Origin of the sequence: Acinetobacter sp. YH12102 (assembly GCF_013419125.1) — a bacterium.
Lineage (GTDB): Bacteria > Pseudomonadota > Gammaproteobacteria > Pseudomonadales > Moraxellaceae > Acinetobacter > Acinetobacter pseudolwoffii.
In genome coordinates this window covers 295513-308348 of record NZ_VPAS01000001.1, presented here as the reverse complement: position 1 = coordinate 308348, position 12836 = coordinate 295513, and the positions used below count along the sequence as shown (strand labels likewise).

General features: G+C 46.0%; 8 protein-coding genes and 3 tRNA genes. 8 read left to right on the top strand and 3 right to left on the bottom strand.

The genetic code is table 11. The annotated features are described in order from the left end of the window. Positions 1-362 precede the first annotated feature (362 nt). The 5 genes from FTU42_RS01440 (at position 363) to FTU42_RS01420 (ending at position 6361) form a co-directional block, all read left to right on the top strand. A complete protein-coding gene (locus FTU42_RS01440; RefSeq protein WP_180082917.1) occupies positions 363-3845 on the top strand; it encodes an Rne/Rng family ribonuclease in 3483 nt (1160 codons plus the stop codon). Positions 3846-4018: 173 nt separating this feature from the next. Further along, positions 4019-5860, top strand: coding sequence for a long-chain-acyl-CoA synthetase (locus tag FTU42_RS01435; RefSeq protein ID WP_180082916.1), 1842 nt, complete (start codon positions 4019-4021; stop codon positions 5858-5860). A 195-nt stretch (positions 5861-6055) separates the two neighbouring features. Beyond that, positions 6056-6131 (top strand) — tRNA-Lys (locus FTU42_RS01430). A gap of 20 nt (positions 6132-6151) precedes the next feature. Beyond that, positions 6152-6227 (top strand) — tRNA-Lys (locus tag FTU42_RS01425). A 58-nt stretch (positions 6228-6285) separates the two neighbouring features. Further along, positions 6286-6361 (top strand) — tRNA-Lys (locus FTU42_RS01420). 191 nt (positions 6362-6552) lie between these two features. Here FTU42_RS01420 and FTU42_RS01415 read toward each other — a convergent pair. Next, a complete protein-coding gene (locus FTU42_RS01415) occupies positions 6553-7245 on the bottom strand; it encodes a hypothetical protein (RefSeq protein WP_005172899.1) in 693 nt (230 codons plus the stop codon). Positions 7246-7488: 243 nt separating this feature from the next. On the opposite strand from FTU42_RS01415, the gene FTU42_RS01410 reads away from it, so the two are divergent. The 3 genes from FTU42_RS01410 to FTU42_RS01400 all read left to right on the top strand — a co-directional run bounded on the left by FTU42_RS01410 (position 7489) and on the right by FTU42_RS01400 (position 10262). Then, entirely contained in the window at positions 7489-7764 is a 276-nt protein-coding gene (locus FTU42_RS01410; protein WP_005095409.1) for a PspC domain-containing protein, read from the top strand. A gap of 216 nt (positions 7765-7980) precedes the next feature. Next, positions 7981-8766: a sulfite exporter TauE/SafE family protein gene (locus tag FTU42_RS01405; protein WP_159138791.1), complete on the top strand. Its 786-nt coding sequence runs from the start codon at positions 7981-7983 to the stop codon at positions 8764-8766. An 83-nt stretch (positions 8767-8849) separates the two neighbouring features. Further along, positions 8850-10262, top strand: a complete 1413-nt coding sequence (locus tag FTU42_RS01400; protein ID WP_005172903.1) for a DASS family sodium-coupled anion symporter — start codon at positions 8850-8852, stop codon at positions 10260-10262. 122 nt (positions 10263-10384) lie between these two features. Here the strand turns inward: FTU42_RS01400 and FTU42_RS01395 are convergent, their stop codons facing one another. Both FTU42_RS01395 and FTU42_RS01390 read right to left on the bottom strand, forming a co-directional pair. Then, positions 10385-11503 carry an HPP family protein gene (locus FTU42_RS01395; protein ID WP_005095404.1) on the bottom strand — a complete coding sequence of 373 codons (1119 nt, stop codon included), beginning with the start codon at positions 11501-11503 and terminating at the stop codon, positions 10385-10387. Between the two features lie 233 nt (positions 11504-11736). Continuing rightward, on the bottom strand, positions 11737-12579 hold the full coding sequence (locus FTU42_RS01390; RefSeq protein WP_005172908.1) for a transglutaminase family protein: 843 nt from the start codon (positions 12577-12579) through the stop codon (positions 11737-11739). Positions 12580-12836 lie beyond the last annotated feature (257 nt).

Sequence of the window (12836 nt, the reverse complement as noted above, 5' to 3'; positions counted from 1 at the left end):
CGTCGATGCATTGGATCTGCACAGTTTGTAAAGATACGACGACAATTCCGTATCAAGACACTTTCTATAAAGAAGGGATGATCTTCGAGCAATGTGACAGTGAAAGTTACATACATCCAATGCACCGCTCGTCCGCCAGTGAAGCGTTCAGGTGACTTTAATCCGTTTAAAGATTGAAGCCGTATTGCCATCATCAATACGTGAATCAAAACCGAAGCCTATCTATACAAGTAGAAGCCGGTAAGAAAAGACTCAGACCACAATGAAATTCATTGCAGATTTGAGCCATTGATCCGTGATGTGTGATGTTCGCTACGTGTATAGCGATTTTTTGCTGTGTATCACTATAAGGTGTTACACCCATGAAACGTATGTTGATTAATGCAACACATGCCGAAGAAATTCGCGTTGCACTTGTCACTGGTCAGCGTCTTTACGATTTTGATTTAGAGAATCGTACCCGTGAACAAAAAAAATCCAATATCTATAAAGGTCACGTGACTCGCGTTGAGCCTTCTTTAGAAGCTGTATTCGTCGAATATGGTGCAGGTCGTCAAGGCTTCCTGTCGATGCGTGAAATCGCAAACTCATATTACAAAGCCGATCCACGCCAGACCTCAAATATCCGTGAACTGATCACGGAAGGCACCGAGCTTTTGGTTCAGGTGGAAAAAGAAGAGCGTGGCAATAAAGGCGCTGCCCTGTCTACGTTTATTTCACTTGCTGGCCGTTACCTGGTTTTAATGCCAAACAACCCGAAAGGTGGTGGTATCAGCCGTCAAATTTCTGGTGCTGTGCGTGAAGAACTGAAAGAAATGCTGGCGACGCTTAACGTACCACGTGGCATGAGCGTGATTGTGCGTACTGCCGGCATCGGCCGTTCACAAGAAGAGCTGCAACTTGATCTGCAACATCTGCTTGACCTTTGGGCACAAATCCAGAAAACAGCAAGTTCTGGCCCATCTCCAATGTTGGTGCATCAGGAAGCGGGTGTGGTGACACGTGCCATTCGTGACTACCTGCGTGATGATGTTGCGGAAATTCTGATTGACTCTGAGCAAGCCTATAACGAAGCTTATAACTTCGTAAAAGCAGTGATGCCACGTCAACTCGACAAACTAAAAACCTATACCTTAAATGAGCCTTTATTTGCTCATTTCGCGATTGAAAGCCAGATTCAGACTGCCTATGAACGTGAAGTAAAACTGCCTTCTGGCGGTTCGATCGTCATCGATCAAACTGAAGCTTTGGTGTCGATCGATATCAACTCAGCAAAATCGACCCGCGGTAGTGATGTTGAAGATACTGCGCTGAACACCAATATTGAAGCTGCAGAAGAAATTGCGCGTCAATTGCGTTTACGCGATATCGGCGGCCTGGTGGTGATCGACTTTATCGACATGACCAAAGATCGCAACCAGCGTATGGTGGAAGCGAAACTTCGTGAAGCGACCCAGAGTGACCGTGCCCGTATTCAATTCGGTCAATTGTCACGTTTTGGCCTGATGGAAATGAGCCGTCAGCGTCTACGTCCTTCTCTTGAAGAAGCGACTGGCTATGTCTGCCCACGCTGTCATGGTACCGGCATGGTACGTGACTTGCGTTCACTTTCACTTTCAATCATGCGTAAAGTGGAAGAGATTGCGCTGCGTGAACGTCAAGGTGAAGTTCAGGTCGAAGTTCCGGTCGAAATTGCTGCATTCATGTTGAATGAAAAGCGTCATACCCTGGTATATCTGGAACAGACCTCGAATGTACGTGTGACAGTATTGCCGCATCCACATCTAGAAACACCGCATTATGAAATTACCTATAATGCCGAAGGCTTTGCCCCAACCAGCTATGAACGTACCGAAGCGACCCGTTCAAGTGAAAAAGAATTGGGCTATGAGTCTTCTGAATGGCATCTAGAAGAAGAGCAGCATGCGCAACACGCAGCACCAGCGCCTTCACAGCCGCAACAAAACAACGGCCGTAATAACAATAAACGCCGCAATCCACAAAACCAGCCGGCTCAACCGCAAGTGGCACAGCAAGCACCTGTACAGGCAGCAGCTCCAGTGGCTTCAAGCAGCCCATGTGCATGGTTAGAAAACCTGTTTGTACAAAAACAGGCAGCGACTGTTGATCCATCACGTACTGCCAATAATGCTGCAGCAGCGATTGAACAAATGATCAATGGCGGTGCGGTAAGTCGTGGCCAGTTCGGTCAGGTGGCTGCACCGGTTGCACAGCCAGCACCACAGCACGTAGCACAACCTGCTGCTGTATCAAGCAACAATAATGCTTACCTGGCACCATCGACTGTTGCACAAAAACAGGAACGTGATGCGGCAGAAAAACCGGCAGAGCGTGAAGAAAGAGCACCACGTCACAACAAGAAACCGCGCAACCCGAACCCGAAGCACAAAGAACCGCGCGAGCAGGTTCAGTCTGAAGCTCCTGCACCTCAGCAACATCAAGTGCATGAAGAAGTGGTTCAGGTGTCTCGTCAAGAACAACGCCATGAAGCACGTGAAAACAAGCGTCATTCTCGCCGTCAGCATCACAACGAGCCAGCGCAGCAAAATGATGTTCAGAACAATGAACAACAGCCACAACAGGCAATGCCGCGCCGTGACCGCCGCAACCAGCAACGTCCGGAACGCCCAAATCGCCACCGCGATCCAAGTGTTCTGAACGAACAAGCGCCTCAGGCAGCTCCTGCAGTTGTTGAAGCGCCGGCCGTCAATGACAAGCAGCTTCGTGTTGAATTGGTCGATGCACCCCGTCCGGATGTGATGCCAACAGCAATGGTCGTAAATATTGACCAGGCAAAAAGCGAAATCGTGGCATTGAATGACAATGCTACAGTTGCAACGCCAGCAGTTGAAGTCACTGCACCGGCAGATGCGCCAGTTGAAGCGGCTGCAGCTGAAAATGTGGTTGAAGCCACATTGACAGCTCCTGTGGAAGAAATTGTAGCGACTGAAGCAACGTCTGAAAAAACCCGGGCCAGCAACGATCCGCGTCAGCGTCGTCGCCAGCAGCGTGCAGCACAGTCGCAACAACCTGCAGCTCAGCAGTTAACACCGTCACAAGTGCCAACTTTGGGCCAGTTCACCATTGGTAGCCTGATTCGTCATGTCTATGGTGAAGACTGCTCAGTGCTGATCGAACAGTTTGGTTTATTACCAACCTTCAACCGTGCTTTAGAAAAGTTCACGAAAGAGTACAACGCGAGTCTGGTGGCTGCCGCAGCGCCTGCTGCTGCAGAGAAAAAACCGGTCACCCGTGATGTTGAAGTAACGGTAGCCAAGGTTGAAGCAGAGCCTGCTCCAGTCCTGGACCTGAACCCACCAAAACCGGTCTCAGACAAGCGTGTTGCCAACGATCCACGTGAGCGTCGCCGTTTGGCCAAACAGGCTGCGGAGCAGGCTTTGCAACAAGCCAAACAGCAGGCAAAGGTGGAAGCCGCGCCGTCAGTTGAAGCTGCGCCAGAACCTGTAGCAGTAGAAGCACCAGCTGAACCTGTTGAAGCAGCTGTAACTGAAGCACCTGTAGCATCGGAAGCAGTGGTTGAAACGACGGAAAATACTCAACCGACGGAACCAGCAACTGAAACCGCAGCACCAGTAGAAGTGACCACTGAAGTTGCACCAGCTGAAGTTCAGGTCGAAGAAGCTGCTCCAGCTGAAGCAAGTGCTGAAACAGAAGCGCCTGTGGCAAAAAGCAAAGATGTGGCAGAAGCGACCGTAGAGGAAGCTGAAGCCAGCGAAGCGGAAAAAGCCGAGAAGCAAGCTGCTCGCCCGCGTCGTCCACGTGGCCGTCCACCGAAAAAAGCCAATACTGCAACTGAGTCATAATTTGCCCAATTGCAGTCACATAAAAAAACCTAGTCATTTCGATGACTAGGTTTTTTTTGCTAGATTTGGTCAAAATAGGTAGATTGCACTAGCTTTTTAACGTTAAAAGATGGATAGCTTGTCTACTGTATATAAATTAAACCTATCGGATACGAAAAACAAATAGGATTCTCATGACCCAAATGAAACCGCACGATCTTATTGGTATTGCAGATGTCGCTGCCAAAATCCCGGCCTTCTTAATCAAAGTGCCTAATTTGCTGACTGGGCTAAGACAGGCTTATTTACGTACTCCGAATACACCGGCCGGTCTGGGTCTGGCTTTTGAAAAAGCTTCACAGCGCAATCCTGAAGGTATCGCTTTGCGTTTTGAAGATCAAAGCTATAGTTATACCGCTCTTAATGCCTGGGCCAACCAGATTGCACATTTTTATCTTTCCTTGGGTGCCAAAAAAGGTGATGTCGTGGCGCTGATGGTCGAGAACCGCCCTGAACTGATTGCCAGCGTACTCGGTCTGGCCAAACTTGGTGTCACCACGGCACTGGTCAATACCTCGCAAGTGGGTAAGGTGCTGACCCACAGTATCAACCTGGTCAAACCAATTGCGGTGATTGTCGGTGAAGAGTGCCAGAACGCGGTCAACGAGATTCGCGATGACCTCAATATTAGCAGTGATCGCCTGCATTGGTTTGCCGACCAAAATACTCAAGCCGATCCGGGTCAGGCGCCTGCAGGCTTTATCAATCTGGCTGAAAAAATCGATCTCTCCCCGAAATTCAATCCACCGACCACCCATTCGGTGCAAGGCAAAGATGGGCTGTTCTACATTTATACGTCGGGCACCACCGGCCTGCCTAAGGCAGTCATCTTTACCAACGGGCGCTGGACGCTGGCTTATGGCACCTATGGCCATGTGCTAAACCTGAAGAAAGATGATGTGATGTACTGCACCCTGCCGCTTTATCATGCCACAGGCATGGTGGTGTGCTGGTGTGGTGTGATTGCAGGTGCAGGAACGCTTGCGATTCGACGTAAATTCTCGACCTCCTCCTTCTGGAAAGATGTAAAGAAATTTGATGCATCTGCAATTGGCTATGTCGGTGAGTTGTGCCGCTATCTGATGGATGCCCCTCCCTCTGAACTGGAAAAAGACCATCGGGTCACCCGAATGATTGGAAATGGCATGCGCCCGAATATCTGGGACAAGTTCAAATCCCGTTTTGGGATTCAGGAAGTGCTGGAATTGTATGCGTCCAGTGAAGGCAATGTCGGTTTTAGCAATATTTTCAATTTTGATAATACCGTCGGTTTCTCCCCGACACCCTATGCCATTATTGCCTTTGATAAAGATAAAAATGAACCGGTTCGGGATAACAAGGGTCACTGCAAACGGGTGAAAAAAGGTGAAACTGGTTTACTGATTGGTAAAATTACCCGTCGCTCACCCTTTGATGGTTATACCGACCCAGAAAAAAACAAGTCCGTGATCATGCAGGATGTATTTGGCAAAGGTGATGCTTATTTCAATACGGGCGATCTGGTACGTAATATCGGCTTTCGTCATGCCCAGTTTGTCGACCGCTTAGGTGATACTTTCCGCTGGAAAGGTGAAAATGTCTCGACCACCGAAGTCGAAAATATGCTCACCGAGTATGACAAAATTGTTGAAGCCGTGGTCTATGGCGTTGAAATTCCAAATACCAATGGTCGTGCCGGGATGGCAGCGCTGACCTTAAAACCAGACATGCAACTGGATCAAGAAGACCTGCAACAGATGGTCAGCACCTTTAAACAGTGCTTGCCTGCTTATGCCGTTCCGGTGTTTTTACGTATCCAGCAGCAAGTCGAAACGACAGGCACCTTTAAATACCAGAAAAACAGGTTGAAAGAGCAAGCATTCGATCCGAATAAAACCGATGAACGCCTGTTGGTTCTCTTACCAGGTGCAACGGCCTATTCTGAGCTCACAGCAGAGATTTTTGCCAACATTCAGGCCTACCAATATCGCTTCTAAGTACTGAAGTTGCCTATTTTTTGTTTAGATAAAGCACAATTGTTCTATTTATAATCAAACATGGGCAACTTTGTTATTTTTTGCTTGCGCTGAAATGAGATCTTGCTACAATACGCTCCATCAAACAAAGTGGTGCTTTAAGCTATTTAGCTTGACTTGCACTATACATTCAAACCTAGTTTGAATGCCGGTTCAGGGCCGTTAGCTCAGTTGGTAGAGCAGTGGACTTTTAATCCATTGGTCCCGCGTTCGAGTCGCGGACGGCCCACCATTTCTTTGATATCCCTTGATGGGCCGTTAGCTCAGTTGGTAGAGCAGTGGACTTTTAATCCATTGGTCCCGCGTTCGAGTCGCGGACGGCCCACCATCATTCTAAAACATCAGTTTTAGAAATCTCAATCAAATTCATTTTGATTACCCAGAATGGGCCGTTAGCTCAGTTGGTAGAGCAGTGGACTTTTAATCCATTGGTCCCGCGTTCGAGTCGCGGACGGCCCACCATTCTTTGCTTAGAATGTTTTCTGAAACATCCCCTACACTATTTTCATTTGCTTTCTATCAGCTGCTATTATATGTTCACGCTTGGATTTTAGGCTGATTTGTCTTCAAAACTTGTTTTGATTTTTAAACAGTTATAAATAGTTTTCTTTAATCCAATTCTAAAAAAAAGAGCAGCGCCGTTTCTTATCGCATTATTTTCTAATATCAAATGTGGTGTCTTTTACCAGTTCATAAGCTTTAGAGGGTGCAGGATAGCCGCGATCAAATAATTCACGATTGATTCTTTCCTTTTCACTATAGATTTTGTCCAGATTCATCACCAGATGGTTCGAATCCTTAATCGTATAATAAAAGCTCGCCCCTTCTTTGCGACTCACCACCACCTCGGTACGCTCCGGATTGATAAACCAACGGTCTTTGCGATAGGTGATATTGCTGGCAGTGCTACTTTTGGCATTATCAATAAACACTTTGCCATACTGCAAAATGCTGCGATGCACCGTACCATCCGGCATTAAGGTCAAAATAAATTCTGCCTTACCCTCATTGCAGGGCGCAAAGTTACCATCACAGTCGATCTCGGTATAATAGCGGCCGATAAAATCTTTGGCATAATCTGGTACGACGGCCAGATTTGACTCGGTTTCTGCCCGAAGGGTAGCTTGCCCTGCTACCTGAGTTAAAGATTTTGCACTCACCGGCACGACATCAGGCTGTGCATTCGCAGCGGAAATTTTCACCCCCTCCTGTCCTGATTCTGCCTGAAGCTCCTGCTCAGGCTTGACTTGATGGCGATCACAAGCCTGTAGTATACCCATCCCCCCCAACATTAGGCCGAATTTAAAAAAACTGCTTAATGTACAACTTGATACATCCAATTTCATTTTAAAGCATACCTAAATTAGGAAACACAGCACGTACAGAGCACATTGCAAGCCAATGAACTTTACACAAGAGTTCAATAGAATTTTCACTATGTTAGTGGCTCTTAGAGCTGGATTTAATCTTTATTAACATTACTTAACGAATTTATTTGCAATCAGCACTTTAAAAATTTTGATCCAACTCCATTTTTGAAGTATGGATCTGTTTTAGGATTCAACCCTATTTTTAATCAGGAGATTTTAATGGCCAATGTTGGTTTATATCGCTCTAACCGCTCAAACATGATTGCAGGTGTGATGGGTGGTATTGCTGAACGTTTTGGTTGGAACGCAAATTTATTACGCCTTATCTTTGTGGTGATTTCGGTCATGAGTGCTGCATTTCCGGGTATTCTGGTCTATCTGGTTCTGTGGTTAATCATGCCAAAAAAGCAGTACAGCATTGAACAGGACAAGGTTCAGCAAGTTCAGGGCTATCAAAATCCTGTGCGCACCGTCAATCAGGATAAACGCTATTAATCTGCATCCTAATTTATAGCAAGATGTATTGAAGTGCTTCCTCCTTCACCCAGTCTAATGGGGTGAGATTTTGATGCCACGATAATTCCCCTAGATTATCGTGGCTTTTTTTTGCCTATATTTTTGTTATTTCTATGCTGTATGACAGCTTTTTACTTTATCTTTTAGCTCAATTAGCGATAAATTCAATATTCCAATGTTTGAAATGGATGTCAGATGACTCAGGCAGAATGGATGATGCTCTGGCTCTGTGCCTTAGCTGCACTGCTGCATGGTTTAAGCGGATTCGGCTTTCCCATGATGAGTACAGCCGTTCTGTCCAGTGAATATCCGCTGAGTATGGCAGTGACGCTTGTGATTCTGCCCTGCCTGCTGCTTAACCTGATTATGCTCAATGCCGATCCACAGCATGGCCTGTTCAGCAGTATGGGCTATTATCTCAAACGTTATTGGCCCTTAATCCTGAGTAGCCTGCTGGGAAGCATGCTCGGAGTTCAGTTATTATTCTGGTTGAATGAAGGGATTCTAAAATTATTGCTGGGTCTGGTGATGGTGTTCTATGTACTCGACCAGCTAAGAACACGGCCGCTGCAAGTCAGTTCTCATGTTTCCAGTATGCTGTATTTTGGTTTGCTGGCCGGCATCATTGGAGGCGCCACCAATGCCATGGCACCTTTTCTGATGATGTATCTGATGAGCTGCCAGCTGTCTAAAACCGACATCGTCATTATCAGCAATCTCAATTTTATTGCCAGTAAACTGATTCAGCTGGTTTGGCTCTTTCCCCTTCTGATTGCATTTGAAGTCCCCCAACAGCATATTCTGATCGGGATAAGCTTATTTGCACTTGCTGGCGTCTGGATTGGAGGAAAAATACGCCACCGTTTATCTCAGCAGCATTTTAAACGTATGGTACTTGGCCTGCTTTTACTTCTTGGCCTCTATGCACTTTGGCAAAGTGCTGGATTATTGCAACAATCTGGTTATAGTATCTTTAAATAGGGTATTTTTTAAACAAAGCAAAATTACAAATTCAAAGCTGATATAAAAAAATGACGTAAATAAAAACCTTGCAAGGAGAGCATATGACTCAGACCAATCTAGCCACCCCAACCAATGCGATGCCTAAAGGGCTGCTCAAAGGCTGGATCCTTATTGTTGTTGCAGCTATTGTGGCCTATAGCCTCTATCTTTATCTGCCCTATGACCAGAATGCCAATAAGGGTCTGGCTCTGCTGGCTTTTATCGGTATTCTCTGGCTGACTGAAGCGATTCATATCACCATTACCGCACTTTTAGTTCCAGTGATGGCGGTGTTACTCGCCATGCCAATGGCCTCTGACGGGGGACTGGTTCCCATCACCACACAAGCCGCTTTGGCCACTTTTGCCGATCCTGTCATTTTCCTGTTTTTTGGTGGTTTTGCGCTGGCAACGGCATTGCATATCCAGAAGCTGGACCGGAAAATTGCCATGTGGATTATCTCCATGTCTGGTGGGCATTTGGGTATTTCTGTACTGGCGATTTTTGTGGTGACGGCGCTGCTGTCCATGTGGATTTCCAATACGGCCACTGCTGCCATGATGCTGCCTTTGGCCTTAGGCTTGCTTTCACATCTGGATGTCAGCAAGGATCGTAAAACTTTTGTCTTTATCCTGCTCGGCATTGCCTATTCGGCCAGTATTGGCGGGCTGGGCACCATGGTCGGTTCCCCTCCGAATGCCATTGCCGCCAAGGCACTCGGCTATGATTTTGCCGACTGGATGAAAATCGGCTTGCCGATGATGTTCATTATTCTCCCCGCCATGCTAGTCAGTTTATATCTGGTACTACGTCCAAAACTAAATCACAAAGTACAATTTGTGACCGAAGATATTCCCTGGACCGGCACCCGTATAGCCACCATGATCCTCTTTCTCTGTACTGCAATTGCCTGGATTTTCAGTAAAAAATTCACCGAAATTTTTGGTATTTCTCAGCCGGATACCTGGATTGCAATTTCGGCTGCCTGTATGGTGGTAATTCTAGGTACCGCAAGCTGGAAACAGATTGCAGAAAATACCGACTGGGGGGTCTTGTACCTATTTGGTGGTGGTCTGACCTTGAGTGCCATTCTGAAGGATTCAGGCAGTTCGCTGGTACTGGGGCAAACTCTGGCCAATGCCTTTGGTGATGCCTCCCCGCTGATGATTATTTTTGTAGTCGCCACTTTTATTATCTTCCTGACTGAATTTACCAGTAATACCGCTTCGGCTGCCCTGCTGGTACCAGTATTTGCCGCAATTGCGGATCAGATGGGCATGCCCAAAGAAATTCTGGTGATTGTCATTGGTATTGGTGCCTCATGTGCCTTTATGCTGCCGGTAGCTACCCCGCCCAATGCGATTGTTTTTGGAACCGGTCATATCCAGCAAAGCGAAATGATGAAAGTCGGTTTTGTACTGAATATTATGTGTATCTTTATTATTTCACTGTTTATTTACTGGTTCTTCCTCTAAACCAAGTCCAATAAAAAAGCACGTTTTGGCGTGCTTTTTTATTGGCAAGTATCGCTGCTTTTTAAGCAAAATCCTTGCTCAAAGCAGATGCATTAAACTCAGATAATTTCTCTAAAATCATCTTATTCAGTTCTGCTTTTGATCTTAAGTTGATTGAGTTCCTGATTCAGTGCAGCAATGATATCGGCACGACTGATAATTCCCACCAGCTGTTGTTGACTGACCACCGGAATATAATTAAAAGAACGTTCAACAAAATAAGGCACCAGATCCTGAATCGGCTGGGTCGGCTGCACCGTGACGACTTTTAAGCTCATAATATGCCTGACCTGATCTTCCCAACTGCTGCGAATATCCGAAGCACGCTTAAACCATTCCACCACGTCATACATGGCCAAAGTGCCGACCAGTTTTTCTTCTGCATTGACCACGGGCAGGCTCATCAGGTTCATCTGTTTAAACTTGTCCAGCGCATGATGAATATTGTCATTTTCATGCAGCGTGACCACATCTTTGGTCATAATATCCTGACAAGTAAATTCATGCACCGCCCGCGCATTGGCAATATCCTGTGCTTCCAGAATAATCTTTTGCAGGTCATATTCACTGATATCCAGCAATTCTGTTTGCTGGTCTAGCACGTCCTGAATATCCTGCGGCTGAATGGTAACTTTCTGGGTCGGGGTTGGATCTTTAGAACGGGTATTCAGTTGCGCCTGCTGCGGATAGCTCTTGCCAATCATGCGGTTAAATACAATGGCGATGATCATCAGCAGCAGTGAATTTAAGAGCACCGGATAAAACACAAAGGCATAGCCCAGATCATGTACCGCATTTCCGCCCAAGACCGCAGTAATCGCGACCGCACCACTCGGGGGATGCAAGGAATCTGTGGTCATCATCAGCATAATCGACAGAGCGACGGCGACACTAAAAGCTTCAGTCGGATTGGCCATGAATAATGCGCAGGTTACGCCGACCACAGCCGCAATGGTATTCCCCACCATAATATTCCAGGGCTGTGCCAGAGGACTGGCCGGCACTGCAAACAGCAACACCGAAGACGCCCCCATCGGTGCAATATACCAGGCCTTAAAATCACCCAGAATCCACAAACTCAGCAATGAGGATACGGCCAAGCCGATCAGGGCACCGATGCCGCATAACAGACGGTCTTTGAGCGGAAGGACTTTGAAGTTTGGTTTTAAGGTATTGAGCCAGTCTAGATTTGAGTGAAACACAGTCTACCTGATTTACTTTTTATCGATTTTCCGCATTATAGAACCAAGCAGCCTTAAAGGTATATTTGTTTTATATCTTTTAATGCTGCAGGTATGCCTACTTTTTAGAAAAAAAATGTCGGCATGATTGCTCATCATCAAAATGGTTTTGAAGGGCTGAGGCTTTATACTTCATGCATATTCCAACAACATCGTGACTTACAATGAAGCTGATAAAACTGTTTAAAATCATGTTATTTTGCAGTAATTTCAGTGGGCTTTGATAGCGGATTTTCATCTGATTCAGATCGAATAATCGGCTCGATTTTAATCAGCTCGACCTCACCATAGAAGGTCGAAAATGCCACATCTCCGGCATCGATGCCAGTGCCAATCCGAATTAAATTTTCTACAGGCGCCAAACGGGTCGGATCAAACAGTACCCACCCACCCTCTAAATAAGCTTCAAAAATGGCGTGAAAATCGGGTAAAAACTTTTCGATTTCGACATAACCGACCACCATGCGTGCTGGAATGCCTAAAGCACGACACAGCGCAATACCTAAATGAGCAAAGTCACGACAGACGCCCGCCCGATGGATGAGCACATCTGTTGCAGTACTAAACTGATCCGTGCTGCCAGAAACATAAAATATATTGTTATAAATCCATTGTTCAATCGCTTTGACCCGCGCATAACCCGGCGTCATCCAGCCAAAGGACCGATTGGCCATTTCTGCAAATAAATCCGAATTACAGTAACGGCTGGCCAGCAAATAAGGCAGCACCGCATCAGGCAAATCCGGAATCAGCACTTCATTCAGATTATGCTGCGCATCTGCATTGATCACCGGATGACGTTCAACTGTCGCGTTATAATGCACTTCAAAGACATCACAAGGTTGGACATGCAGACGTATATAACGATTTTGATGATTTAAATCCTGGAATTCACGCCATACGACAGGCATATTAAATGTCAGTTGTTGTTCAAGAATAGTTTGATCGGAATGATGTGCCGCCTGAATCAGAAAAACAAATTCTGTGGTCTGGACAACCTTATATTTTAAATGACATTGAATTTGATAAGTGGTCATGAATTTCCTTATTTTTAAGCATTATTATATTGTGTGAATATTAAACTAATTTTAGGATGCTAATCGTATAAGATCAGTTGAGCTTTATAATGCTCCGGTTAATCGGATGCCATATATCTGATTTATTCTTGATTTTTAAGTTAGCCTCAATCGGCCAGTAAAGCTGAAATCACGACAGATGCATAGATGACTCTTCTTGTTTAAAGGTATTCTGGATTTTTTCAAAAAAGGTTCCACACATTAACCCTTTGCCACTC

Bases quoted from the DNA above. Each gene is read 5' to 3' on its own strand.
- FTU42_RS01440 (WP_180082917.1), top strand. From the start codon at position 363: ATGAAACGTATGTTGATTAATGCAACACATGCCGAAGAAATTCGCGTT.
- FTU42_RS01435 (WP_180082916.1), top strand. From the start codon at position 4,019: ATGACCCAAATGAAACCGCACGATCTTATTGGTATTGCAGATGTCGCT.
- FTU42_RS01415 (WP_005172899.1), bottom strand. From the start codon at position 7,245: ATGAAATTGGATGTATCAAGTTGTACATTAAGCAGTTTTTTTAAATTC.
- FTU42_RS01410 (WP_005095409.1), top strand. From the start codon at position 7,489: ATGGCCAATGTTGGTTTATATCGCTCTAACCGCTCAAACATGATTGCA.
- FTU42_RS01405 (WP_159138791.1), top strand. From the start codon at position 7,981: ATGACTCAGGCAGAATGGATGATGCTCTGGCTCTGTGCCTTAGCTGCA.
- FTU42_RS01400 (WP_005172903.1), top strand. From the start codon at position 8,850: ATGACTCAGACCAATCTAGCCACCCCAACCAATGCGATGCCTAAAGGG.
- FTU42_RS01390 (WP_005172908.1), bottom strand. From the start codon at position 12,579: ATGACCACTTATCAAATTCAATGTCATTTAAAATATAAGGTTGTCCAG.